Source organism: Streptomyces sp. NPDC101234 (genome assembly GCF_044767525.1).
GTDB classification, from domain to species: domain Bacteria; phylum Actinomycetota; class Actinomycetes; order Streptomycetales; family Streptomycetaceae; genus Streptomyces; species Streptomyces sasae.
This window is the reverse complement of sequence record NZ_JBIWOA010000051.1, coordinates 1-24,092: the sequence shown is the minus strand read 5'-3', so window position 1 is coordinate 24,092 and position 24,092 is coordinate 1. Positions and strand designations below refer to the sequence as shown.

The window sequence follows — 24,092 nt, the reverse complement described above, 5'->3', positions numbered from 1 at the left end:
GACGGGCCCACCGTAACATCCAATACTTTTTCCTATCCGATAGATTTTCCTATCGAAACTGGAGGTCGCTGTGGCTGACCGTCGGTCCCGCATCGTGACCACCGGCCTGGACCGGACGATTCACCGTTGGCAGTTGCGCGCGACCGGCCTGGACGACGCGGCAATCGAGCGTCCGTTCGTCGGTGTGGCTCATACCTACGGCGAGGTCTCGCCGTGTTCGATGTCGCTGCAGCCTCAGGTGGCGGCGGCGAAGATCGGTGTGGAGGCAGGCGGCGGCACCGCTCGGGAGTTCTCCACGATCTCGGTGTCGGACCTGCTGACGCAGCATCACGAGGGCATGCGGTTCTCGCTGATGTCGCGGGAGGCGATCGCGGACTCGGTGGAGATCGTGGTGCGAGCCCAGAACTATGACGCGCTGGTCGGCGTGGGCGCTTGCGACAAGACCATTCCAGGGCTGCTGATGGCGATCGTCCGCCTGAACGTGCCGAGCCTGTTCCTGCACGGCGGCACCATGCTGCTGCCGTTCTGGCAGGGCAAGGAGACCAACCCGCTCTCCGTCCTGGAGGCGGTCGGCAAGGTACAGGCCGGGCAGATGACCGAGGCGGAACTGGAGCGTTTCTCCCAGGCCATGACGACCACGCTGGGCTCGTGCCCGGGACAGTTCTCCTCCGGTACCGGCGGCAGCTACGCGGAGACGCTGGGGCTGGCGCCGCTGGGCAGCACTACCATCCCGGCGCCCTACGCCGAGCGGCAGGCCGTGGCCCGCGCCGCGGCGGAGCAACTGATGGCCAATCTGGAGCGTGGCGGGCCCCTGCCAAGGGAGCTGGTCACCCGGCGCAGCCTGGAGAACGCCGCGGCGGTGGTGGCGGCGACCGGCGGCTCCAGCAACGCTGCCTTGCACCTGCCGGCGATCGCGCATGAGGCGGGCATCGAGTTCACTCTCGACGACCTGGCCGAGGTGTTCCGCCGCACCCCACACATCGCGGCGCTGGCCCCGGGCGGCCCCTATGTGCCGCACCATCTGCACCAGGTGGGCGGGACTCCGGTGGTGCTCAAGGCGTTGCTGGACGGCGGCTTCCTGCACGGGGACGCGCTGAGCTTCGACGGCCGCACGCTCTCCGAGGCACTCGCGGACGCTCCGGACCCCGACGGAGAGGTGGTCCGGCCCGCGTCGGATCCGATCAGTGCCAGTGGCGGACTGGTGGTCCTGCGGGGCAGCCTGGCCCCCGACGGCGCGGTCATCAAGGTGTCGGCGACCGCGAACCGCCAGTTCGAGGGTACGGCGCGGGTGTTCGAAACCGAGCAGGACGCGTTCCGCGCGGTTCGCAAGCGGGAATACGCCGAAGGCGATGTGATCGTCATCCGCAACGAGGGCCCGCGGGGTGGGCCGGGCATGCGGGAAATGCTGTCCACCACGTCGGCCATCGTCGGACAGGGCATGGGAGGCAAGGTTGCCCTGATCACCGACGGCCGGTTCTCCGGCGCCACCCGTGGGCTGTGCGTCGGGCACGTCTGCCCGGAGGCGGCCGACGGCGGCCCGATCGCCCTGGTGCGGGACGGCGACCGGATCCGTATCGACGCCGACGCCGGCACCCTCGACCTGCTGGTCGACGAGGCCGAACTGGCACGAAGACGCGGTGCGTGGAAGGCGCTCCAGCGTACGGTTCCGCTGGCCGGGGCCGCCGAGAAGTACGCCAGGCTCGTCCGGCCCGCGCATCAGGGCGCGGTCACGCACAGCGGGGCACTGGTGTGGCCCGAGGAAACGTTGGAGGCGCAGTGACCGGACGGGTCCTGGCTGCCGGACTGCCGCCCGCAGCCCTTCAGATGCTCCAGAGCCGCTACGACGCGCTCGTACTGCCGGCAGAGGCGGACCGTGACGGCTTCCTGGCGGAGTACGCCGATGAAGTGACCGTCGCCGTGACGACGAGCCTGTCGGGTGTTGACGCCGGGCTGATGGCGCGACTGCCCAAGCTGGGTGCTGTGGTCAACCTCGGCGTCGGCTACGACGCGATCGACGTCGGTTACGCGGCCGAGCACGGCATCGTCGTGAGCAACACTCCCGATGTGTCCACCGACTGTGTCGCCGACACCGCCGTCGGCCTGCTCATCGACACCCTGCGTCGCTTCCCGGCCGCGGACCGCTTCGTCCGGGACGGCCTGTGGCCCGGGCACCAGCAGTTTCCGCCGGCGACCAAGGTTAGCGGCCGCCGCGTCGGCATTCTCGGCCTCGGCCGGATCGGCTCGGCGATCGCCACCCGGCTGACCGCCTTCGGCTGCCCGATCACCTATCACTCCCGCCGCCCGGTCCCGGGCGTGCCCTATGCCTACGCCGAGTCGCCGGCCGATCTCGCGCGGGCGGTCGAGGTGCTGGTGGTCGCCGTGTCCGGCGGCGCCGGCACCGAGAACATGGTCGACCGCACGGTCATCGAGGCGCTCGGTCCGAAGGGCTACCTGATCAACGTCGCCCGCGGCAGTGTCGTCGACGAACAGGCCTTGATCGACTCGCTGTCCCATGGCCGGCTGGCCGGCGCCGGGCTGGACGTCCACGCCAATGAGCCATATGTACCCCAGGTACTGCGGGAGACGGAGAACGTCGTGCTGCTCCCGCACGTCGGAAGTGCCACCGGCGAGACCCAGATGGCGATGCTGACGCTCGGGCTGCGCAATCTCGACAGCTACTTGAGCGACGGGACTCTCCTCACGCCCGTTCCCGAAACCGCCGGAGGAAACCAACGATGACCGTCGCCAGTGAACGTCCGGTCCCGCGGCCCGAGTTCCGGCTTGAGGAGCGCTACACCGCCACCCACGGACCCGCACTGCTCACCGGGGTCCAGGCGGTGTGCCGCGTTCCGCTCGACGTACGGCGGGCCGATGACCGCCGGGGCCTGAGAACGCGCGCTTTCATGACCGGTTACCAGGGTTCCCCGCTGGGGACGGTGGACTTTGCGATGAAGCCGATCGCGAAGCTGCTGGAGTCCCATGGAGTCGACTTCCGGCCCGGGATGAACGAGATGATGGCCGCGACGGCCGTACTGGGCACGCAGGCGGTGACGCAGCTCGGCTCCGACCTGCACGGCGTCGCCGGGTTCTGGTACGGCAAGGCCCCGGGCGTCGACCAGGCGTTGGATGCCATCCGGCACGGAAATCTCATGGGAACACACGTCGGCGGCGGCGTGGTGGCCTTCTGCGGTGATGACGCGACCGCGAAGTCCTCGACCGTACCGTGCGGCTCGGAGACCGTCCTGCGGGCCGCACTGATCCCGACGCTGGTTCCGGCGGACAGCCAGGACGTGCTGGACCACGGCCTGCACGGGATCGCGATGTCCCGTGCCACGGGGCTGTGGACGGCGATCAAGATCGCCACCAACGTGGCAGACGGCTCCAGCGTGGTGAATCTCGGTGTCGACAGGTTCGACCCTCGACCGCCGCTGCGCGATGGCAAGCCGTACGCGCACCAGGTGGCGACCAAGCTGGGCGCGGCCTTGGCCGAGGCGATGGAGCAGAACCTGCACCAGGTGCGGCTGCCGCTGGTGCAGGAGTACGCCCGCCTGAACGGTCTGAACCGGATCGTGGCACGCGGACCGCAGGACAGGATCGGCATCGTGGCCACCGGCGAGCCCTATCTGGAACTGCGGCAGGCCTTGGCTGACATGGGACTGGCCACCGAAAACGACCTGGCCGCCGCAGGGGTGCGGGTGCTCAAGGTCGGCCTGGTGTGGCCGTTGGAGCCGCAGATCGTGCGCGAGTTCGCGGACGGACTCGACGAGATCGTCGTGGTCGAGGACAAAGGCCCGTTCCTGGAGCAGCTGGTCAAGGAGGAGCTGTTCAACTCGGCCCGGCGGCCGACTGTGGTCGGCACCCGGGATGCCAACGGCATCCCGCTGCTGCCCAGCTTCGGAGCGGTGGACGCCGATGCGATCACCAAGGTGCTCGCGCCCCGGCTGCTGGCCCTGGGCGAGCGGCCGTCGGTACGGGCCCGGCTCGACCTGCTGACCGCCCCCGTGCGTATCCCGTTGACGCTGACGCCGGTGAACCGCACGCCGTACTTCTGCTCGGGCTGCCCCCACAACACGTCCACGAAGGCGCCCGAAGGGTCACTCATGGGCGGCGGCATCGGCTGCCACGCCATGACCGTGTTCATGGAGCCCAGCCAGACCGGTACGGTCACCGGGCTGACCCAGATGGGAGGTGAAGGCGCCCAGTGGATCGGTCAGCAGGACTATGTCACCGCTGGACACACCTTCCAAAACCTGGGCGACGGGACCCTCGCTCACTCCGGGCTGCTGGCCATCCGGGCCAGTGTCGCGGCAGGTACCGACATCACATACAAGATCCTTTACAACTCCGCCGTGGCGATGACCGGCGGGCAGGACGCGGTCGGCGGCTACACCGTGCCGCAACTGGCTCGGACGCTGCAGGCCGAGGGCGTCAAGAAGATCGTCATCACGACCGACCACCCGGAGAACTACCGCAGGGTGCGCCTGCCCAAGGTCGCGTCGGTGCACGACCGGGACGCCATCATGGCCGCCCAGGAGGAACTGCGGACGGTCAAGGGCACCACGATTCTGATCCACGACCAGCCCTGCGCGGCCGAACTCCGACGCAAGCGCAAGCGCGGCCAGGCCCCGGATCCGGCCATGCGGGTCATGATCAACGAGCGGGTCTGCGAGGGCTGCGGTGACTGCGGGCAGAAGTCGAACTGTCTGTCGGTGACTCCGGTGGAGACGGAGTTCGGCCGTAAGACACAGATCCACCAGCCGTCCTGCAACAAGGACTACAGCTGCCTCAAGGGGGACTGCCCGTCCTTCATAGAGGTCATCCCGGCCCCCCAGGCCAAGCGCAGGGTCAGGCGCGCGCCCGCGCTGGAGTCATCGGACCTGCCCGAGCCCGCGCGCTTGTTCGACCCGGAAGGATTCACCCTCCGCATCACCGGAATCGGCGGCACCGGCATCGTCACTGTCGCGCAGGTACTGGCCGCCGCCGGGTTCATCGACGGACTCAGCCCGCGGGGGCTTGACCAGGTCGGGCTCTCTCAGAAGGCCGGCCCAGTGGTGTCCGACCTCAAGTTCACGGTGGGGGACCAGCCGCTGTCGCCGAAGGTCGGTACCGGCGGCTGTGACCTGTACCTGGGCTGCGACATGCTGGTGGGCGGCAATCCGAAGAATCTCGCGACCGCGCACCGGGACCGCACCGTGGCGATCGTGTCCACCGCGGACGTGCCCAGTGGGTCGATGATCCGGCGGCCGGAGACCGCGTTCCCGGATCACGACCCGATCACCGACGCCATCGATGCCAAGACCCGTCCGGGTCACAACGCCTACGTGGACGCCAAGGGCCTCGCCGAGGCACTGTTCGGCGGTGACCAGTTCGCCAACATGCTCCTCGTCGGCACCGCCTATCAGGCGGGTGCCCTGCCACTGACGGAAGCAGCGATCGAGCGCGCCATCGAGTTGAACGGTGTCGCGGTGGAAGCCAACGTCCAGGCCTTCCGCCGAGGCCGCCAAGCGGTCGCCGACCCGGACGTGCTGGCCGCCGCGCTCACGGATCCGCAGCCCGAGCCGCCCCTGGCCGCCGAGCTAACCGGACGGGCCGCCGAACTGGTCGCAACGGTCGGCGCCGAGAGCGGCAGCACACTGGCAGCGTCGCTGAAGATCCGGGTGCCGGACCTGATCGACTACCAGAACGAGGCCTACGCCGCCCGGTACACCGACCTCGTCGCCAAGGCACACCAGGCGGAGCGGACGGCCGTACCGGGGCAGCCCGGCTTCGCCGAAGCCGTCGCCTTCTTCCTGCACAAGCTGATGGCGTACAAGGACGAGTACGAGGTCGCCCGACTCTCGCTGGACAAGACCGAACGCGCCAGGATCACCGCCGAGTTCGGCGAGGGCGCCAAGGTCCGCTGGAAGCTGCACCCGCCCGTGCTCCGCGCCATGGGCATGAAGAACAAGCTCTCCCTCGGCAGTTGGTTCACCGTCTTCTATGTCGTCCTGCGCTGGGGCAAGCGGGTCCGTGGCACCAAGCTGGACCTCTTCGGTTATGCCGAGGTCCGTCGTGTCGAGCGCACTCTGATCACCGAGTACACCGAGGTGATCGAGGAACTCATCACCACCCTGAGCCCGGCAAACCACACGCTGGCCATGGAGATCGCCCAACTGCCCGACCTGGTGCGCGGCTACGAGCACATCAAGCTCGGCAATGTCGAGGCGTACCGCCAGCGGCTGGTCGAGCTTCGCGGCCGGATGGCAGGTTGGTCCAGCGCATGACCTGGGCCCGCACGGATAAGAAGCCGTATCTCAACCGAACGTGATCGCTTGGTTTCTGCTGGTCAGGCATGGTGCAGCTCCGAATGAGGGAGGGATCCGGCGTCTTGTTTCCGCTCCATGAGCGAGGGGTGCGCGATGGCGTCGGTTCTGGGAATGCTGGAGGAGCGGGAGACAGCGGCCCGTGTGCGGGTGGAAGGGCTTCGGGAGGAAATCGCGCAGCTGGCTGGGGTGTTGGAGGCCGCGGAGATCGAGCTGGACCGTCGGGTGATCGCGCGGGAGGAGCTGGTCGAGGCCCTCGCTGCCTCGGCTGCCGAGACCACCGCCGCGGCCGGGGCCGAGTCGGAGCAGGAACCCGCACCCTCGCCGGTGTCGGGTTCGGTCGTGCCGCCTTGGCGCGAAGGACTGCCGGTGACGGTGCTGGCGCTGGACTACCAACGGATCCTGGGCGTGCTCGACGAGCGGCAGCCGACGGGCCAGAATCCGCTGAAGGCCAGGGAGGTCGCGGTGGGGCTGGGCCTTGGGACGACGTCGGCGAAGGTCGAGGGGGTGCGCTCGAAGGCCAGACGCCTGGCCGAGCGCGGGTGGCTCGTGCAGGAGGCGTCGGGGGCTTTCAGTGCCGGCCGGCGGCCTGTGGCCGTGCCAGGCGACGGCTCATCCGCGTGACCATCGACCACCGGATCATCGCCTCGCTGCCGGCCGGCAACGTCTCGTAGTCCCGGGCCAGTCGGCGCGAATGCATCAGCCACGCAAACGTGCGCTCTGCCACCCAGCGCCTGGGCAGCACCACGAACCCTGTCATGTCGTCGGTGCGCTTGACGATCTCCATGGTCAGGGCGAGTTTGTCCCGGCACCAGTCGACGAGGCCGCCGGTGTAGCCGCCGTCGGCCCAGACGAGGCAGATGTCACGGTGCAGGCGGCGCAGCCGCTGCAGCAGGCCCGTCGCCGCCTCCCGGTCGCCGGTGTTCGCGGCGGTCACCGCGACGACCAGGAGCAGGCCGAGGCAGTCGGTCACGATGTGCCGCTTGCGGCCGCCCACCTTCTTCCCGCCGTCCCAGCCGCGCGAGACGGACGGCACCGAGGCAGCGGCCTTCACCGACTGCGCATCGATGATCCCGGCGGTCGGCTCCGCTTCACGGCCCTCCCGCTCACGCACCCGTCCGCGCAGCCGGTCGTGGAACTCCGTGATCAGCCCGTGCTCGCGCCAGCGGCGGAAGAAGGCGTAGACCCGGCCCCAGTCAGGGAAGTCCGCGGGCATCGCCCGCCAGGAGATCCCGCCCGTGACCAGGTAGCGGATCGCGTCCAGCAGCTGGCGGTGGCAGTAACCCTCGGGCTGCCCGCCCCGCCCCTGAAGCCAGGCCGGCACCGGCAGCAAAGGCCGCACAGCCGCCCATTCCGCGTCCGTCATGTCGGAGGGATACCGGCGTTCCCGGTCCGGATGGTCGGCCGCGTTGCCGTACACGTGCGCGAGGCAATCGCACGATGGAGCAGCCGAGTTGAACTGAACGGGCTCGGACGCGTACAACAACGACACCAGGGCCTCCCGGCGCTGCTCGGTCAGATTCGCATCCCCGAGCTACCGAGAGGCCCTGTCTTCATGCGCGTACACGGGGAAGATCACCCCGGCGGGAAACCTGTTCGACCCGCACGTTCCTTGATCGGTTGAGATACGGCTTCTAAGGCCTTCGGCGTCGCGGTGGACTCTTCCTCTGGGTAGATCCTCAATACCGTCGGCGCCTGCGTCGAGATGCCCTCACGCCTGTCCGAACCCACGCTCCTCGGCATCGGCGCCCTCGCCGTGCTTGGACACGTCAAGCGCTAGCTACCGGGGCTGCAGGAGAATCAACATGCTGATTGGATCTCCGTGGGACTGCTGTTTGCGAAGAACTTGGCGACATCGGCGGGCGTTCGGAGCCCAGGGCTGTGGCATTCTCGCGGTTGCGTCCGATGTGATCACCTGATGCCGAGGGTGTTCAGCGGTCGAGTGGCGTCGCGGGAATGCTTGCTCAGGCCGACGGCGATGTTGTCGCGCCAAATGAGTCGGAGGGCGCGGAACGCGAGGCAGCGGGATGTCCTTCCAGGGCAACTACTTGAGCTGTCGCTGCAGCGTGGGGTGATTGCTCTTGTCCGCGACGGAGAGCGCGTGCTTGTCCTTGACGCGAAAGCGGGCATGCACGATCCGGCTGAGCAGGGCGTCAAAGATGACTAGGTGTCCGCTCATCTGCGGCGACGCGAGCAGGGGGCGAACCAATGGGGCCCGGCGGCCGGTTCCGGGGAACGGAACCGGCCGCCGGGCCAGTCTCGCGTACCAAGTCTCGTCCCCACGAGGCGGTACGCGGTGGGCCCGCCCTCCTCCGCTCATCGGATACGGCCCAAGTGTTGGGTTGTGACATAGGGATTTGGTTACGGCGTCAGGGTGCTGGGCTTGTCGCCCAGTCCAGCTGCATCCGTTTGTCCGCTCGATATGCAGTCACAGCAACCCTTTGTCTGCACCTGGCTTCAGGGCTTGAGGAGCCTTGGGAGATGTCCTCGGGGTGAAGATGTTCAGGCGATGTCGCGCCAGGTCGTAGGACTTGCTGGCGCTCACCAGCGTGTCGGCATCCTGCTGGTAAGCCCATCGCTGAGGAACGTACCCTTGCGCCAATTCGGCTTCGCCGACCGCCAGACCGCAGTGTGGGCCATGTGAGCCCCGCGCCGGTTCGAGAAACGGGTGCCAAGGCGTCCGTGTCCTTGCCTGCTTCGGTGAGATGCGCGTCGCGCAGGGCGCTTGAGCGCTTTCTGGCCGTGGCGGTCGGCAACCGGTGCTCATGGGGTGTCACCCTCACGGCGGAGAACCGGGCGCAGGACCTCGATGACACTTGCGTCGTCCACGGTCGAGGGGATGGGTTCGTCGCGCCCGTCGGCGATGCCACGCATGGTCTTGCGCAGGATCTTTCCCGAACGCGTCTTGGGCAGGGCGGCCACAACGGTGACGTCTTTGAGGGAGGCGACGGCGCCGATGCGCTCGCGTACGAGTTGGACGAGTTCGGCCTCGACCGCGTTCGGGTCGCTGCCGGTGCCCGACTTCAGGACGACGAAGCCACGCGGGACTTGTCCCTTCAGAGCGTCGGCAACGCCGATGACGGCGCACTCGGCGACATCGGGATGGGCGGCCAGGGCCTCTTCCATGCTGCCGGTGGACAGGCGGTGTCCGGCGACGTTGATGACGTCGTCGGTGCGGCCCATGACGAAGACGTAGCCGTCCTCGTCGATGTGCCCACTGTCACCGGTGAGGTAGTAGCCGTCGTAGGCGGAGAGGTAGGAGGCGACGTAGCGTTCGTCGTCGTTCCATAGGGTGGGGAGTGCTCCCGGCGGCAGCGGGAGCTTCACGACGATCGAACCGTCGACGCCCGTGGGCACGGACTGGCCTGAGGGGGCGATGACTCGGACGTCCCATCCTGGCAGCGGACGCGTGGGGGAGCCGGGCTTGAGGGGGGAGAGTTCGATACCGACCGGATTGGCGACGATGGGCCAGCCGGTTTCGGTCTGCCACCAGTGATCGACCACAGGCACGCCCAGGAGCTCACTGGCCCAGTGGTAGGTCTCGGGATCGAGACGCTCACCGGCGAGGAAGAGATAGCGCAGTTGAGAGAGGTCGTAGTCTGCGGTGAGCCTTCCCTGCGGATCCTCTTTGCGAATGGCCCGGAACGCGGTGGGCGCGGTGAACATGGTCTTGACGCCGTACTCGGCGGCGACACGCCAGAACTGTCCTGCGTCGGGTGTGCCGACCGGCTTGCCCTCGTAGAGGACAGTCGTCGCCCCGACCAGCAGCGGCGCGTAGACGATGTACGAGTGGCCGACGACCCAGCCGACATCGGATCCGGTGAACATGGTCTCGCCCGGGCCCACGTCGTACACGGCACCCATCGACCAGTGGAGGGCCACTGCGTAGCCGCCGCAGTCGCGGACAACTCCCTTGGGCTTGCCGGTTGTTCCGGATGTGTAGAGGATATACAGGGGATCGGTTGCCTGGACGGGAACGCAGTCCGCCGGCGGCGCGGTGGCGACCAGGTCGGCCCAATCGAGATCGTCCGGCCCCATCTCCGCCGTCTGCTGGGGGCGCTGCAGGATCACACGCTTTTCCGGCTTGTGCGCGGCGAGTTCGATCGCCCGGTCCAGGAGTGGCTTGTACGCGATGACACGCTTGCCCTCGATGCCACAGGAGGCGGAGACGACCACCTTGGGGGCGGCGTCATCGATGCGGAGGGCGAGTTCGTGCGGGGCGAACCCGCCGAAGACGACCGAGTGGACCGCCCCGATCCGCGCGCAGGCGAGCATCGCGACAGCGGCCTCGGGAACCATCGGCATGTAGATGACCACGCGGTCGCCATGGCCCACGCCCAGCTGCGTGAGTGCTCCGGCGAAGGCCGCCACCTCGCCCCTCAGCTGTCTGTAGGTGTAGGTGCGCCGGGTACCGGTCACGGGCGAGTCGTAGATGAGCGCGGGCTGCTCGCCTCGGCCGCCTTCGATGTGCCGGTCAAGGGCGTTGAAACAGATGTTGAGCCGGCCGTCTGGGAACCAGCGGTAAAAGGGGGCGCCCGAGGAGTCCAGAGCGCGTGCCGGAGCGACTTCCCAGTCGATCCCTTCTGCCGCCTTCAACCAGAAGGCCTCCGGGTCTTCGGTGCTTGAGTGGAAGACGTCCTCGTACATTCCCATCGCGCACTCCTTTGTGGCATCGCGGGATCTGGGTGTGGTGGAGGGTGCAAATCGCTGTCGGAGACGAATAGCGCATACCAACTGACAGGGGTGATCAGAATGCCTGAGACCGATGGCTCGGCCACCGGCATTGCGATGGTGTCGGCGGACCTGGTCGGCAGGTCTCGCCATCAGGCTCTGGTTAGTTGTTGAGGTGGGTGTGGAGCCAGTTGCCGATTTTGGTGATGGCTTCGTTGGCTTCGGGTACGCTTCCGGCGGCGAGGATGAAGGGGTGCTGGCCTTCGGGGAGGGTGTGGGTTTCGGAGGTGACCTTGGCGTCGGCGAGGTGGGTGCCGTCGTCGGCGAGGGTTTCGTGTTCGCCGTGGTAGACGAGGGTGGGGGGCAGGCCGGTGAGGTCGGCGTTGGCGATGCTGGTCTGGGGGTCGGCGGGGTCGAGGGTGGGGTCTGGTATCCAGGCGTCGCGGAAGAGTTCGAGGGTGTTGCGGCTGAGCATCTTGTCGTTGGCCTCGTTGGTGTCCATGGACTTGTTGTGGAGGGTGAGGTCGGTCCAGGGTGAGAGGCTGACGATGGCGCCGGGGGTGGGTTCGCTGTTGGCCAGCTGGCGCAGGGGCAGCAGGATTGCGAGGGTGCCGCCGATGGAGTGGCCGGTGCTGCCGATGTTGTGGGGTTCGTGGCCCTGGGTGAGGAGCCGGCGGTAGGCGGTTTCGACGTCGTCGAGCTGTGCCGGGTAGGGGTGTTCCGGTGCCAGGCGGAAGTCGACGACGAGGGAGCGGGCCCCGGCGGCCTTGGCGATGTGGCCGGGGGCCTTGCGGTCGGAGTGCATGGAAGCGGTGACGGATCCGCCGAAGTGGAGGTGGAGGAGTACTTTGTCGGGGTCGGCGCCCTCGGGGATGGCCCAGAGGGCGGGTACGCCGTTGGCGTCGACTTCGGCGTAGGTGACGTCTTCGGGTTCGGTCGATGCCTTGTGGTTCGAGTCGACGATGTCGCGGATGACGGACAGGTCGAGTCCGGGGGTTGCGGACTTCGCGCTCACGCTCGCGAGGAACTCCGCGAACTCGTGTGCTTCCGTGCTGGCTGTCATGGTGGTGCTCCACGCGGGGCGGGTGTTGTGCGGGTTCCCGTGAGGCGGGGTCGGTGTTGCCGGTGATGACAGTACCTGGCTGAGTATATTTAAGTAAACCCAGATCCCGTTAGAATCACTCCATGGATGCGTGGACTGAATCTCTGACGGACACCGGCTTGGACCCTCAACTCGAACGAGACATCTCAAACTGTTCGATCGCGCGGACCCTCGAGATCGTGGGTGAGAAGTGGACGATCTTGATCCTTCGTGAGGTCTGGTACGGCTCATCTCGCTTCAGCGAGTTCGAGCGCGTTCTCGGCTGTCCGCGCAACCTCCTCGCCACTCGGCTCCGTATGCTGGTGGAGGAAGGGATCTTGGACACCGAGATGTACAAGGAGCCCGGCTCACGCAGTCGGCCGAAATACGTGATCACCCCCAAGGGCATGGATCTGGTCCCGGCGGTGATGGGGCTCATGCAGTGGGGGGATCGCTACTGCGCCGCCCCTGAAGGCCCACCCGTGCTGGTACGACATCGCGACTGCGGCGCGCATGTCGATGTCCAGATGCGCTGCGAAGACGGGCACTCTGTACAAGCAGAGGACATGGAGCGAGTCCCCGGCCCTGGCTTCTGGGCGAAGCCGGCCGAGTGAGACCGAAGCGGTTGCCCGCTGTGTCCGTGCGTACTCGCGCCCGGCTGCATTGCATGCCGGTCTTGATGACCGGCATTTCTGCGTGACTTTCCGGGTACGTGAGGCGGGCCGTTTTGCGGACGCTGCCAGCTGGGGCGGAACTAGCGCCCGTGCGGATCCAGGCAGTGCTCAGCAGGGCATTCGACGGGCCCCGGCCGTGCCGTGATGTTCCCTCGCAGCGCTCGATGCGCCACAGGACGGCAAAAGGGGCGGTCCAGCCGCGACTGGCTGCACCGCCCCCTCGCCGAGGGGTTCAGATCGCAACCGGCGTGCTGAGCATGGCATCCTCCGAGGCCACGTCGGCGATCTTGGATCGGCGGGGCATCAGGAAGCCGAGTATCGCAGCCAGGGCTACTGCTGCTGCCCCGACCCAGAGTGCCGGGACAAGTCCGTCCACGTAGGACTTGGCAGACCCGTAGCCGCCCTGGGCGGAGAATACGGCGGCCAATGACGCGACGCCGATGGCACCTCCCACCTCGCGGATCGCGTTGTTGGCGCCAGAGGCGATGCCCTGTTCCTCGGGACGTACCGTGCTCATGACGAGGTTTGCGCTGGGGGCGAAGAACATGCCCATTCCGATGCCACAGACGATCAGTGCCGGCAACAGGGAGCTGTAGGAAACCTGCGGTTCTACAGCCAGCGCCCACAGTCCGAGTCCGATGGCGTTCAAGGTCATGCCGACTGCGACGACGGGCGCGCCGCCGATACGGTCGGAGAGTGCCCCGGCCAGCGGTCCTGCGATCATGGGCATCGCGGTCCAGGGCAGCATCCGCACGCCGGCCTCCATCGGCGAGTAGCCGCCGACCGTCTGCAGGTACTGGCTGAGCAGGAAGATCGCCCCGAACATGCCCAGGAACATCAGCATGCTCGCGGCGTTGATCATACTGAAGGAGCGGTGGCGGAAGAGCCGCATCGGCAGCATCGGGTGCTTGGCACGCAGCTCGTAGAGGACGAAGCCGACGAGCAGCGCCGCACCGGCGAAGAGACCACCCAGAACAGGGGTGCTGCTCCAGCCGTCAGTGTTGCCGCGCACCAGGGCGTAGACGATGCCGAACAGACCACCGCTGGCCAGCACCGTGCCGACGAGGTCGAGACTCGGGTTCGGGCCGTGACTTTCGTTCAGCCGGAACAAGGCCAGCGGTATCAGTGCCAGGCCGAGCGGGACGTTGACCCAGAAGATCCACTGCCAGGAGAGATGCTCGGTGAGCGTGCCACCGATGAGCGGTCCGGTGGCGACCGCGATACCGCTGGCCGCACCCCAGACGCCGAAGGCCACGCCGCGGCGCTCGGCTGGGACGGCGGCCGAGAGCAGGGTGAGTGTGAGCGGCGTGACTATCGCCGCGCCAACGCCCTGAGCCGCGCGGGCGGCGATCAGTTCACCCATCTCCGGTGCCAACGCGGCCGCGGCCGAAGCAGTGGTGAAGATCCCGAGTCCGACGACGAACAGACGTCTGCGACCGAAGCGGTCGCCGAGCGAGGCGCCGAACATCAACAGGACCGCGAAGGTGAGGGTGTAGGCGCTCACGGTCCATTCGAGGTCTTCGAGGCCGCCGCCGAGGTCCTTGCGAATGGAGGGGAGAGCGGTCGTGACGATCAGGTTGTCGAGCGCGGTGATGAATCCGGCAGCGCTGGTGATGACCACTGCCCACGCGGCACTGCCGCGCCGATCCGGTTGCTTACGATGCTGGTGCATGATGTTCCTTGGCTGGCGTATGTGGTGGGTGTCGGTGGATGTGGTTGCCGACCGTGCGGCGTGGGCTTACGCGGCACGGCCGCCCCACGGGGCTGTCCCTCGGTCAGGGGAGCTGTGGGTAGAGCACCGAGACACCTCCGGCCAGCGCGGCCTGCGCCTGTCGGGCGGCGTTGTCGGCGAGGATTTCGTAGGCGCCGGCGGCGATGCCGTCGACGGCGATCCGGGCGATGTCGGCGGGGGCGGATTTGACCGCGTCGACCTCCTTCACCATGTCGGTGTCCATGTAGCCGACGTGCAGTCCGGTCACTCGGATGCCCTGGTCGGCGAGCTGCAGGCGCAGCGCGTTGGTGAGCGACCACTCCGCGGACTTGGCAGCGCTGTAGGCACCGAGCTCTGGGAAGCTGACCCAGGACAGGCCGGACAGGATGTTCAGGATTGCTCCACCGCCGTTGGCGGCGATTCGGGGGGCGAAGGCGCGGGCGACCGACAGAGTGCCGAAGTAGTGGGTCTCCATCTCGAGGCGGATGTCCTCCAGGCCGGCTGAGAGCAGGTCGGCGTTGGTGGACGAGCCTGCGTTGTTGACCAGGAGCGTCACATCGCCGGCGGCCTGGGCGGCGGCCGTGACGGAAGCCGCGTCAGTGATGTCGAGTGCGATCGGCTTGGCTCCGGGCAGGTCGACCTGGTCGGGGTTGCGGGCACCGGCGTAGACGGTGGCGCCACGTTTGAGCAGTTCGGTGGCGAGAGCCTTGCCGAAGCCTCGGTTCGCTCCCGTGACAAGGGCGGTGCTGGTGGAGATGTCCATGGCAAATCCTGGTGAAGTAGCAGAGGTGCGCTGAACGGATCGGCCGCGCCGCCCGTGGACCCAGTCGGCCATTCGCGAGGACCCCAGCCGTGTCTCCGTATGGGGAGAGGCTGGTTACGAACGAGGACCAGACCGAGGCTGCCTTGACCAGCCTTTTCCGGGCGTGGGCCGCTCGATTTGGCTGGGCAGCGCCCGTCGGGCGTGGAACGACAGTCCGGGCGCCCAGCGGCACACCGGCCATTGAGAATGGTCGGCCGAGTCGGTGGCGTTGGAGATCGATCATTGAAGTACAGTCGTAATTTTATTTAGGGTCCGTCGGTGATCGCAAGCGCTCCGAGCTGCGGGACATGTGTGATGTCCCACGTGGGGGGCGCCTTCTGCTGGTGCACCTGGTGCACCGTGGACTTCGGCCCTGAGAGTGTCGGCGTCACGTGCTTGGGCAGGCGGATGCCACGTGCGCCGATTGCAGGGCGGTCGCAGCACAAGTGGGGCCCGCCGTGTGCACGGCGGGCCCCCACGTTCAGCTACCTGATGGCTGGCTCAGAGCTTGACGATCATCTTTCCGACGTTCTCGCCCCGCATCAGCGCGAAGAACGCGTCCAGGGTGTTGTCGAGGCCCTCCCTCACGGTCTCGCGGGAGTGGAGCTTGCCCTGGGCGAGCCAGCCGCCGACCTCGCGGATGAAGTCCGGCTGGAGGTCCAGCTCTTCGCTGAACATGAACGTCAGCACGTTCGAACGCGTCACGGAAAGGTTCCATAGGTTGCGGGGTCCTACGACCTTCTCGTCGTTGTACTGGGAGACCATCCCGCTCAGGACGATCCGCGCGTGCAGCTTGAGGGCGCCGATCGCCGCCTCCAGGTGCTCGCCCCCGACGTTGTCGAAGAAGACGTCGATGCCGTCGGGCGCTGCCTGTGCCAGCTGCTCGGCGACCGGCCCGTTCTTGTAGTTGAACGCGGCGTCGAAGCCGTACTCCTCGACCAGCAGCTTGACCTTGTCGGTGGAGCCTGTGCTGCCGATCACCCGTCCGGCCCCCTTCAGCTTCGCTATCTGGCCGGCCAGGCTGCCGACCGCTCCCGCCGCGCCGGAGACGAAGACCGTGTCGCCCTCCTTGATCTTCGCGAAGCGCTCCAGCCCGATGTAGGCGGTGAGACCGGTGAGGCCGAGCACGCCGAGATAGGCGGTGAGTGGTGCCAGACCCGGGTCCACCTTCTGAGCGCTCGCCGCGTCGACCACCGCGTAGTCCCGCCAGCCCAGGACATGGACGACGTAGTCGCCGGGCACGAAACCCTCGGCGTTGGAGACCAGGACCCGCCCGACCGCGGGGCCGTCCATCGGCTTGCCCACCTCGTAGGGCTCGATGTAGGACTTCTTGTCGCTCATCCGGCCGCGCATGTAGGGGTCGACCGACAGGTACTCGTTCTCGACCAGGAGCTGTCCCGGACCGAGTGCGGGGAGTTCCACCTGGCGCAGCGAGAAGCCGGATGGCGACGGCCAGCCCTGCGGGCGAGTGTCGAGGTGCCAGGCGCGTGCGGTGGTGGGCAACTGCTCGGACATGTGGATCAAATCCCTTCGGCGGCGGGGGGGTGATGCTCGAATACGTAGCGTACAGAAAGGTCTGTCTATTAAAGAGGTGAATCAGTTCCGGTTTCGGGAACGAGCCGCATCGGACGAACGATCTACGGCTGTCCAGAACGGTCGTCATGACAGTTCAGGAAACCGTCGGCGACGCGGACCCCGGCGAGGGTCAGCCGGGGGTTGAGCAGGCCGCGTCGAGGAGATCGCGCGCTGCTTGTTTGGCGGCCCCGGCGGCGATGTCGGCATCTCCGACCCGTGTCGCCGCCAGGGTTCCGTCGATGAGGAGCGTGAGCTGGAATGCGAGAGTGTCGGGGTCGGTGGCGCCGGCCGAGGTGGCCAGGTCGCGAACCCAGGTGCGCACAGAACCCTTGTGTTCCGCGGCGATGGCATGCGCGGTACTTCCGGGTTCGTACTCCGCCACCGCGTTGATGAAGGCACAGCCCAACGTGCCTTCCTGAGCCGCCTTCTCCAGCGCGACGAAGAGGCCGAAGAGCTGCTCGCGCGGATCGGTGCCTGCCGCGATTGCGGCCGAGCGCAGTTGGCGTCGCCAGCTGTCGTCCATCCGCCTCAGGTAGGCGGCGACCACGTCGTCCTTGCTGGGGAACTGCTTGTACAGCGTCGCCTTGGCGACCCCTGACTCCGCGATCAGCCGGTCCACGCCCACAGCGTGAATGCCATGGGCGTAGAACAGCTCGCATGCGGTGTCGAGAATGCGGTCCCGGGCGGGTCGCCGCGTGGTGGCGGTGCTCATGATGTATAACTTAACAGACAGGTCTGTCTCCCGGAATGGCTTCAGGCCATCATTCCTGCGATCGCGAGCACGAGGTCGGGGAGTGGAAGTCCCTCCGGAGTGCTGTGTGACCAGGAGGCGTGGTTGGGTCCGGTCCTGGTGAAGGGCACCGCGCGGGCCAGGGAGGGCCTAGCGGCCACGTCAGTCCTCAGCTTGGGGAGTGGTGGGCGCTGGAGTGAGATCTGGGACACAGTCAGGCGCTAGACGGGATCCGGGTCATGGTCGCTGCGCACTGCGGGCCCTCAGGCGGGTGGGCGCCGGACTGCGTCCATCAGAAGGTCGAGCAGGCGGACCAACTGGTCGCGCTCCCCTGCCTGTGACGTCATTGCGAACATGCCGACGAGGGCGACGACGATGTCCTCGGCGTACACGTCATCGCGGATCGCCCCAGCGGCGATTCCGGCATCAAGGATGGACTGCACGGCATCGCACAGCTGCCCCCGAAACCGTGAGGCCGTCATGATGTCGGACGTGAGAGCGGTCCGTAGCGCGTCCGTGGTCTCCCGCCTCGTACTGGCGTATTCGGCGAAGCGGTCCATCCAGCTGCGCAGCGCGCGGGCCGGATCCTGGATGCTGAGGAGAGCTTCCGCCTCGGCGCACAGCTGGGTCAACTCCTGCTGATAGATCGCTTCTACCAACGCTTCTCGGGTGGGGAAGTGCCGATAGAGCGTGCCGATCCCCACGCCTGTATCCCGTGCGATCTGCTTCAGGGATATCGGAGCCTCGGACGCGAATGCGACACGTGCTGCCTCAAGCAGGCGGTTGCGATTCCGTGCTGCGTCCGCTCGAACGGGTTTCGGTGTGTCATGGCTCGACATGATTCGCAAGGGCCTCGGGATTGTCATGCAGCGAGAAGCGGATGCCCCTGGTCGTCCCTGCCGGGGACGTGGACGGCTCCGGAAAGGACGACACCTGTGTGTGAGGTGGAGGGGAGACCGGGAACGTCCAGAAACTCAACGACGTCGAGGAACGCCGCATGGGATGCAAACGTGTGCCGCGATCACGGACGGGACGATAGTCCGTATCGCTGGGCTCGGGTTACGGTCTGTGCTCGGGTGATTTCGGTCCGGTCTTTAGAAGTATGGCCGTAATCTTATGTGGGCTGTGCGGCTTCCGCAAGTGGGCCTGCCTCGTGGGGGAGACAAGGGGGTGCCCATCGCGTGATCGCTGGAGTTGACGTCGGGCCAGGGGCGCCGAAAGCGCTTGAGGTGCCTCGAGTTCCGGCTGGGCAGCGTGCGACATGCCGGACGCAGGTGTGACGCGTGTGCGGTCGCTGAGGGGTGAGGTGGTGGTGCTGGTAACGGCAGCTGGTGTTCGCGTGGGCATGGATCGCTTAGGGGCCGTCGCATGGTGCCGAGAGGCGGCATCCGGGCCACGGGTGGGGAAGGCCGGCTCAGACAGCTCGGAGTGGCAAGGGAAGGGCCCTGGCTGTGCCCCGTCTGCCTGGGATGAGGCTGCGAGAGCGTGGCCGCACCGACTGAATCGAGCAGGGGACAAGTCGGAAGTCGCCGGTCATTGGCAGTGCGCCGATTCCGGGTTCACGGCGAGGTTCGGATGTCGGGCTGATTGCTCACGACGTTCGCGTAGCGGTGTAGGCGGTCGCACTCGATGGGTTGGGTGACAGGGCGCCCCGGAAGGTGCGTCGGTAGGCGAGCGGTGAGACGCCGATGGCTGCATGCAGGTGCTCGCGCAACGACGTGCCGCTGGCGAAGCCGACCTGGCCGGCGATCTCGTCCACCGGCATATCGGTGCTCTCCAGGAGGTGTCGTGCCCGGTCAACGCGCTGTTGGATCAGCCATCGTCCGGGACTCGTGCCCACCTCCTCGGTGAAACGGCGGGCGAAGGTGCGCAGGCTCATGTGGGAGTGTTCTGCGAGATCCGCCAAGGTCATCGGCTCGTGGAGGTTCTCCAGCGCCCACTGACGTGCGGTCGCGGTTCCGCTGGTCGTGGTCTCGGGCATCGGGTGCAAGATGTACTGCGCCTGCCCTCCGTCGCGCCATGGGGGTATGACGCACATGCGCGCCACTTGGTTGGCGACATCGCTTCCGTGGTCCTTGCGAATGATGTGCAGGCAGACATCGAGCCCGGACGCAGCGCCGGCGGAGGTCAGTACGTCCCCGTCGTCGATGAACAGGACATCAGGGTCCAGTGCGACGTCCGGGAACCACTCTCGAAAGAGGCCGGCCACAACCCAGTGGGTGGTGGCCGGTCTGCCGTCGAGGAGTCCGGCGGCGGCGAGAACGAAAGCGCCGGTGCAGATCGACACGAAGCGTGTTCCAGGACTTACGGACGCGAGGGACTTCACGACCGCCTCCGGCACCTCCCGGGTGACGGCGGTGGAGACAAACGGGGGGATGACGACGGTGTCGGCGGTTTTCAGCACCTCTGGACCGTGCTCGACGGTGATCGAGAAGTCGGAGTTGGTGCGGACCGGGCGGCCGTCGACTGTACAGGTGAGGATCTCGTAGCGGCCGTCCGCGGCACCGAAGACACGGCTGGGGATGCCCAGTTCGAAGGGATATACGCCGTCGACGGCCAGGACGACGATTCGGTGAACGGATGTCATGGCAGGATCCCGTCGGAAGTTGTCGTTCATGCCATGGTAGCGAACGCTGACGACAGTCACGCTGGACGCATGGCCCGCACCGTCACGATGCGTGTCGACGGTCAAGATGCCTACGTTTTCATTGAGTTCGGAGAGAAGAATCCCATGAACACCACTGCGACCATGCGCCGTCGTAGCCTCGCCGCCGCGATCGTGGCCATCGCCCTCACTGGTGCCACCGCTGTGCCCGCCATTGCCGCCGTCCCGTCGAAGGCTGCGGACACGTTCCCGCGCGACCACGGACGAGCGGCGGGCGCCCCCATCGAGGGGTACGGCGAAAGTGCCCGGCTCGCCTACCAGAAGGCGGTTGCCGTCGACGTCCTCAAGGGCGTGTTCGAGCGGGGGGACATGTCAGTGGTCGACCGTTTCGTGCGGCCGGACTACATCCAGCACAACCCACTGGCCCCGGACGGCGCCGCAGCCTTCAAGGCCTTCGGTGCCGCGTGGCGACAGCAGTACCCGGATGCCACGTACGACATCAAGCGGGTCATCTCCGAGGGTGACCTTGTGCTTCTGCATTCCAAAATGGTCCTGACGCCCGGCTCCCGCGGATTCGCCGTCTTCGACATCTTCCGCTTCCAGGGTGGGAAGATCGCTGAGCACTGGGACGTGATGCAGGCGGTGCCGGCGACCACGGCCAACGGCAACGACATGTTCTCAACGATCAGCCAGCCCCAGACCGAGGCGCCGGGCCCTGCCCGACTCACCGAATACAACAAGAAACTGGTCACCGCGTTCGTCGAGCAGTACCTGGTGAAGAAGGACCTGTCCGCCATCGACACCTACGTGGGCCCCGAATATCACCAGCACAATCCGTACATCCCCGACGGTGTGGCGGGCGCGAAGGCCGGGCTGGGTGCTTACTACGCACAGTTCCCGCAGTTGACGGCCACCCCCAAGCGGGTGATCGCCGAAGGGGATCTGGTGGCCGTTCACAGCCACGTCGTCCAAGTGCCCGGCGAGCGCGGCCAAGCGGTTGTGGACCTCTTCCGGGTGCGGAACGGAAGGATCGTCGAGCACTGGGACGTGGTGCAGGACGTGCCGGAGACCTCCGCCAACGGCAACACGATGTTCTGACCGGCGTCCGGGTGCCACACCCACCACGCTGGCGCGGCGGGCGTGACGCCCGGACGGGGGACGTGCCTCGCGGACGGAGCGGAGACCGCTTCCTGCTGCTGTGTGTGAGGCCTGCGCTGGTTGTGAAGCTGCTCTGGCTCGACTCGATGGCGAGGGCTGTGCGGCGCTGGTGATCTCGCTTGGCTGCCCCGGGCGGCTTGCTTGCGCCTGGCTCGCCAGGAAACTCCTTCGCCTGTCCGGCGTGGTCTTCGCCGGGTGCCCGGTCGGCAGTTCCAGTTGTGCGGGAAAGGTGGATGAGATCAAGGGGCGGTGAATCCGTTTTTCATAGAAAGGTGGGTTGACTTTCTGAACTCAGGCTTCCTAGGGTCAGATGTGAAAGTCGAATGGGCCGCGCACCCGACGAGATCTCGTTCCCGCCGTTTCCCATGGACGAGGGGCGTTTCGGCCGGGTGCACCCTGAACAGGTCATGTGGAGGTGCCGCGTGTCTGATCACGCCGCAGTTAAGCTGAGCCCAGAAGCAGTCGAATTCGCGGACTGGATGGCCGGACTGGTAGTTCCGGAGTCGGAGCTGGATGCGACGCGTACTCGGGTCGAGAGCGTCCATCTCAAGGCCCGCGAGCCGGAGGGCGTCACCTATCGAGAGGTGGACGCCGGGGGTGTTCTGGGGATTTGGTGCGAACCGGTCGGTGCCAACACCGAATATGTGCTCCTGCACGGTCACGCTGGTGGATCGGTCGTGTCGTCGGCATTCGTCGACCGTAAGCTCGCAGGTCACATCGCCAAGGCCGCTGGGGTTCCCGTGCTGGTCCTGGACTTCCGGCGGGCGCCGGAACACAAGTACCCGGCTCAGCTGGACGATGTGGAGGCAGCCTTCAACTGGCTGACCTCCGAGGGGTATCCGCCGGGAAACATCGTCACGATCGGTCACTCAATCGGCGGATTCCTTGCTGTTGCTCTGGCGCTTCGGCTCCGAGACAAGAAGCAGGCTCTGCCCGGCGCCATCGTATCCATCTCTCCTTGGTGTGACCTTGAGATCAGCAATGAGACCATGGAGACCAACGCTGATACGGACAAGATTCTCAGTAAGGGGCTTCTGGAGTTCTTCCGGGAGTCCTGGATCGGCGGCACCGGCATCGAGTTCACGGACAGCAGGATCAATTTGAATCGGGCGGATCTGACCGGTCTGCCCCCGACCCTCGTCTCCTGGGGCACGTACGAGGTCTTGGCCGGCGAGGACGAGGAATTCGCTGCTCGTGTCCGGGACGCCGGAATTGACACAGCGACTGTCGTGGTCCCCGGAGGCCAGCACTCGTATGTCTTCGGTGCCGGCCGCGTTCCGGAAGTCGACGCCGCGATCGCGCGGATCGGAGCGTGGATCCGCGAGAAGACCAAGATCTGACCCGTTCCTGGTCGGCAGTCCAACGTCCGCTCCGTGACGGTGCGGCGGCATGTTCGCGCTTTCACCTCGACTCCGGGGAACCGAGCCGGTGAATGAGCTTTCCGGCCGGGTCGATCTCGTGGGAGCTCGGGGTGGAGGCGTGTTCTCGTGCGTCTGACAGTCGTGTTCTGCTTCTCGTATGAGCCAGAGGGCCTGTGTATGTGAATCGTTGGACATGAGCCCTCAGGGGCCCACCGGCGTCGCAGGCTGCTGGGGGCACGAATGGTGCGGAGAACGACGTGAAATGAGTGGTGCAGCTTCACTCGATGTCTCGTGGCTCGCAGCGAGCGCAGTCGACGGTGCGTCGGCTCACTGCAAAGTCGTGACCGCCAGCAGGAACAGGAAGCCCAGGACGATACGACACCGTCGTCTTCACCGGCGGCTGGATCCGTGACCACGAACTCGCCCGCGCCGCCGGCATCGCCCTCGGTGAGGGAGCCTCGGCCCCCTCACCGGCACCGGCCCAGCCCACCGGCCGCCCCGGCGTTTTGGCCGTCGGCAACCTGCTGCACCCGGTCGACACCACCGCACTCGACGGCAAGCACGTCGCCCACCAGGTCGTCGACCACCTGTACGGCAAGAGGCAGCCGACCGACGGTGTCCGGCTGACCGCCGACGAACCCTTCCTCGAGTAATTGTCAAGACCTGTGGATCAGTTGAGGTGAATCACGCTGCGAGGGTCTTGTCTCGTTCGACGAGGAGGCCGTTCTCGAAGCGGGCGCCGGCTCGGACGAGGGCGACGAGGTGCGGTGCGGTGACCGCTCGCCAGCGGGCCTGGGCGGACTCAACGAGTTTGAAGACCATCGCGAGGGCCGCGGCCGGGCTGCCGGCGCCGCGGGTGACCTTGGTCCGAAGCTTCAATGAGGTAGAGAAACCTGTAACAAGTCGCCGTTGCCTGGCCGATTCGCGCTCTGCCGCGTCCGGTGCGGCGTGTGCTGATCTGGGTCTGTGAGGCATGCGGATCAGGGGGCGGCATGGACGACTTGCATGTCAGTCGGTGGCGGAAGAACGGGCAGGATCGGCTCTACGTCAATCTCGGCGGACCACGGGGTCAAGCGGTGGCCTGGCTGAACTGCAAGACGTGAGAGGTGCGGGTTCTAGACGGTATGTAGGTGCCGGTTTGGGCCGGGCGCGACGGATACGACGGGGCTATGGCTGTACGGGCTCGTCCAGGCTCGTTTGGGAAACTAGACTCCACGCATCCCCCTAAGGCACCGTGATACCGCTGCTCCACAGTCAGCCCGCGCCCGATGACCGCGTCGGGTCAGCAGACGGCGGAGCAGGCGTTCGCGTACTCGGAAGGCTTGCGCCATGGAAGGGGACCCATGCAGATCATCAAGGGCCGACTCGCGGCTAAGGCCGTCGGCCTCGTCGCCGCCGTCACCGGTGTCGCGGCGCTCACGG

General features: G+C 66.9%; 18 protein-coding genes and 1 pseudogene. 8 read left to right on the top strand and 11 right to left on the bottom strand.

What is annotated here, in order from left to right; all coding sequences use genetic code 11:
- The first annotated feature begins 70 nt into the window (after positions 1–70).
- The 4 genes from ilvD to ACIRR9_RS50025 all read left to right on the top strand — a co-directional run bounded on the left by ilvD (position 71) and on the right by ACIRR9_RS50025 (position 6,926).
- Complete coding sequence (gene ilvD, locus ACIRR9_RS50040; RefSeq protein WP_403766881.1) at positions 71–1,780, top strand: dihydroxy-acid dehydratase; 1,710 nt, start codon at positions 71–73, stop codon at positions 1,778–1,780.
- Positions 1,777–2,739, top strand: a complete 963-nt coding sequence (locus ACIRR9_RS50035) for a 2-hydroxyacid dehydrogenase (protein ID WP_403766878.1) — start codon at positions 1,777–1,779, stop codon at positions 2,737–2,739. Before ilvD ends, ACIRR9_RS50035 begins: the two co-directional genes overlap by 4 nt.
- On the top strand, positions 2,736–6,263 hold the full coding sequence (locus tag ACIRR9_RS50030; protein WP_403766875.1) for an indolepyruvate ferredoxin oxidoreductase family protein: 3,528 nt from the start codon (positions 2,736–2,738) through the stop codon (positions 6,261–6,263). Before ACIRR9_RS50035 ends, ACIRR9_RS50030 begins: the two co-directional genes overlap by 4 nt.
- A gap of 135 nt (positions 6,264–6,398) precedes the next feature.
- Positions 6,399–6,926 (top strand): hypothetical protein, encoded by a 528-nt coding sequence (locus ACIRR9_RS50025; RefSeq protein WP_403766873.1) that lies wholly within the window; start codon positions 6,399–6,401, stop codon positions 6,924–6,926.
- Here the strand turns inward: ACIRR9_RS50025 and ACIRR9_RS50020 are convergent.
- The 4 genes from ACIRR9_RS50020 to ACIRR9_RS50005 form a co-directional block, all read right to left on the bottom strand.
- Positions 6,874–7,668, bottom strand: coding sequence for an IS5 family transposase (locus ACIRR9_RS50020; RefSeq protein ID WP_403766999.1), 795 nt, complete (start codon positions 7,666–7,668; stop codon positions 6,874–6,876). The two genes, ACIRR9_RS50025 and ACIRR9_RS50020, sit on opposite strands and share 53 nt — an antisense overlap.
- A gap of 678 nt (positions 7,669–8,346) precedes the next feature.
- Positions 8,347–8,481, bottom strand: a complete 135-nt coding sequence (locus ACIRR9_RS50015; RefSeq protein WP_403766870.1) for a hypothetical protein — start codon at positions 8,479–8,481, stop codon at positions 8,347–8,349.
- A gap of 584 nt (positions 8,482–9,065) precedes the next feature.
- Complete coding sequence (locus ACIRR9_RS50010; RefSeq protein ID WP_403766867.1) at positions 9,066–10,955, bottom strand: propionyl-CoA synthetase; 1,890 nt, start codon at positions 10,953–10,955, stop codon at positions 9,066–9,068.
- A 181-nt stretch (positions 10,956–11,136) separates the two neighbouring features.
- A complete protein-coding gene (locus ACIRR9_RS50005; RefSeq protein ID WP_403766864.1) occupies positions 11,137–12,036 on the bottom strand; it encodes an alpha/beta hydrolase in 900 nt (299 codons plus the stop codon).
- Between the two features lie 122 nt (positions 12,037–12,158).
- Between ACIRR9_RS50005 and ACIRR9_RS50000 the strand changes: the two genes are divergently transcribed.
- Positions 12,159–12,668, top strand: coding sequence for a winged helix-turn-helix transcriptional regulator (locus ACIRR9_RS50000; protein ID WP_403766861.1), 510 nt, complete (start codon positions 12,159–12,161; stop codon positions 12,666–12,668).
- A 292-nt stretch (positions 12,669–12,960) separates the two neighbouring features.
- Here the strand turns inward: ACIRR9_RS50000 and ACIRR9_RS49995 are convergent, their stop codons facing one another.
- The 6 genes from ACIRR9_RS49995 to ACIRR9_RS49970 form a co-directional block, all read right to left on the bottom strand.
- Positions 12,961–14,400, bottom strand: a complete 1,440-nt coding sequence (locus ACIRR9_RS49995) for a DHA2 family efflux MFS transporter permease subunit (RefSeq protein ID WP_403766858.1) — start codon at positions 14,398–14,400, stop codon at positions 12,961–12,963.
- Positions 14,401–14,503: 103 nt separating this feature from the next.
- Positions 14,504–15,202 carry an SDR family oxidoreductase gene (locus tag ACIRR9_RS49990; RefSeq protein WP_403766855.1) on the bottom strand — a complete coding sequence of 233 codons (699 nt, stop codon included), beginning with the start codon at positions 15,200–15,202 and terminating at the stop codon, positions 14,504–14,506.
- Between the two features lie 540 nt (positions 15,203–15,742).
- Positions 15,743–16,756, bottom strand: coding sequence for an NADP-dependent oxidoreductase (locus tag ACIRR9_RS49985; RefSeq protein ID WP_403766852.1), 1,014 nt, complete (start codon positions 16,754–16,756; stop codon positions 15,743–15,745).
- A 190-nt stretch (positions 16,757–16,946) separates the two neighbouring features.
- On the bottom strand, positions 16,947–17,528 hold the full coding sequence (locus ACIRR9_RS49980; RefSeq protein ID WP_403766849.1) for a TetR/AcrR family transcriptional regulator: 582 nt from the start codon (positions 17,526–17,528) through the stop codon (positions 16,947–16,949).
- 281 nt (positions 17,529–17,809) lie between these two features.
- Positions 17,810–18,385, bottom strand: a complete 576-nt coding sequence (locus ACIRR9_RS49975) for a TetR/AcrR family transcriptional regulator (RefSeq protein ID WP_403766846.1) — start codon at positions 18,383–18,385, stop codon at positions 17,810–17,812.
- A 752-nt stretch (positions 18,386–19,137) separates the two neighbouring features.
- On the bottom strand, positions 19,138–20,133 hold the full coding sequence (locus ACIRR9_RS49970) for a GlxA family transcriptional regulator (protein WP_403766996.1): 996 nt from the start codon (positions 20,131–20,133) through the stop codon (positions 19,138–19,140).
- Positions 20,134–20,202: 69 nt separating this feature from the next.
- Here ACIRR9_RS49970 and ACIRR9_RS49965 point away from each other — a divergent pair, with 69 nt between their 5' ends.
- The 3 genes from ACIRR9_RS49965 to ACIRR9_RS49955 all read left to right on the top strand — a co-directional run bounded on the left by ACIRR9_RS49965 (position 20,203) and on the right by ACIRR9_RS49955 (position 23,323).
- On the top strand, positions 20,203–21,249 hold the full coding sequence (locus tag ACIRR9_RS49965; RefSeq protein WP_403766843.1) for a nuclear transport factor 2 family protein: 1,047 nt from the start codon (positions 20,203–20,205) through the stop codon (positions 21,247–21,249).
- Between the two features lie 482 nt (positions 21,250–21,731).
- Positions 21,732–22,649: an alpha/beta hydrolase gene (locus ACIRR9_RS49960; protein ID WP_403766840.1), complete on the top strand. Its 918-nt coding sequence runs from the start codon at positions 21,732–21,734 to the stop codon at positions 22,647–22,649.
- Positions 22,650–23,176: 527 nt separating this feature from the next.
- Positions 23,177–23,323 (top strand): hypothetical protein, encoded by a 147-nt coding sequence (locus ACIRR9_RS49955; protein WP_403766837.1) that lies wholly within the window; start codon positions 23,177–23,179, stop codon positions 23,321–23,323.
- 31 nt (positions 23,324–23,354) lie between these two features.
- On the opposite strand, the pseudogene ACIRR9_RS49950 reads toward ACIRR9_RS49955, so the two are convergent.
- Positions 23,355–23,552, bottom strand: a pseudogene (locus ACIRR9_RS49950) (IS256 family transposase); the annotation flags it as partial.
- Between the last annotated feature and the right edge of the window lie 540 nt (positions 23,553–24,092).

Bases quoted from the DNA above. Each gene is read 5' to 3' on its own strand.
- ACIRR9_RS49990 (WP_403766855.1), bottom strand. From the start codon at position 15,202: ATGGACATCTCCACCAGCACCGCCCTTGTCACGGGAGCGAACCGAGGC.
- ACIRR9_RS49965 (WP_403766843.1), top strand. From the start codon at position 20,203: ATGGCCCGCACCGTCACGATGCGTGTCGACGGTCAAGATGCCTACGTT.
- ACIRR9_RS49980 (WP_403766849.1), bottom strand. From the start codon at position 17,528: ATGAGCACCGCCACCACGCGGCGACCCGCCCGGGACCGCATTCTCGAC.
- ACIRR9_RS49995 (WP_403766858.1), bottom strand. From the start codon at position 14,400: ATGCACCAGCATCGTAAGCAACCGGATCGGCGCGGCAGTGCCGCGTGG.
- ACIRR9_RS50030 (WP_403766875.1), top strand. From the start codon at position 2,736: ATGACCGTCGCCAGTGAACGTCCGGTCCCGCGGCCCGAGTTCCGGCTT.
- ACIRR9_RS50000 (WP_403766861.1), top strand. From the start codon at position 12,159: ATGGATGCGTGGACTGAATCTCTGACGGACACCGGCTTGGACCCTCAA.
- ACIRR9_RS50020 (WP_403766999.1), bottom strand. From the start codon at position 7,668: ATGACGGACGCGGAATGGGCGGCTGTGCGGCCTTTGCTGCCGGTGCCG.
- ACIRR9_RS50010 (WP_403766867.1), bottom strand. From the start codon at position 10,955: ATGGGAATGTACGAGGACGTCTTCCACTCAAGCACCGAAGACCCGGAG.
- ACIRR9_RS50015 (WP_403766870.1), bottom strand. From the start codon at position 8,481: ATGAGCGGACACCTAGTCATCTTTGACGCCCTGCTCAGCCGGATCGTG.
- ACIRR9_RS50005 (WP_403766864.1), bottom strand. From the start codon at position 12,036: ATGACAGCCAGCACGGAAGCACACGAGTTCGCGGAGTTCCTCGCGAGC.
- ACIRR9_RS49975 (WP_403766846.1), bottom strand. From the start codon at position 18,385: ATGTCGAGCCATGACACACCGAAACCCGTTCGAGCGGACGCAGCACGG.
- ACIRR9_RS49970 (WP_403766996.1), bottom strand. From the start codon at position 20,133: ATGACATCCGTTCACCGAATCGTCGTCCTGGCCGTCGACGGCGTATAT.
- ACIRR9_RS50025 (WP_403766873.1), top strand. From the start codon at position 6,399: ATGGCGTCGGTTCTGGGAATGCTGGAGGAGCGGGAGACAGCGGCCCGT.
- ACIRR9_RS49985 (WP_403766852.1), bottom strand. From the start codon at position 16,756: ATGTCCGAGCAGTTGCCCACCACCGCACGCGCCTGGCACCTCGACACT.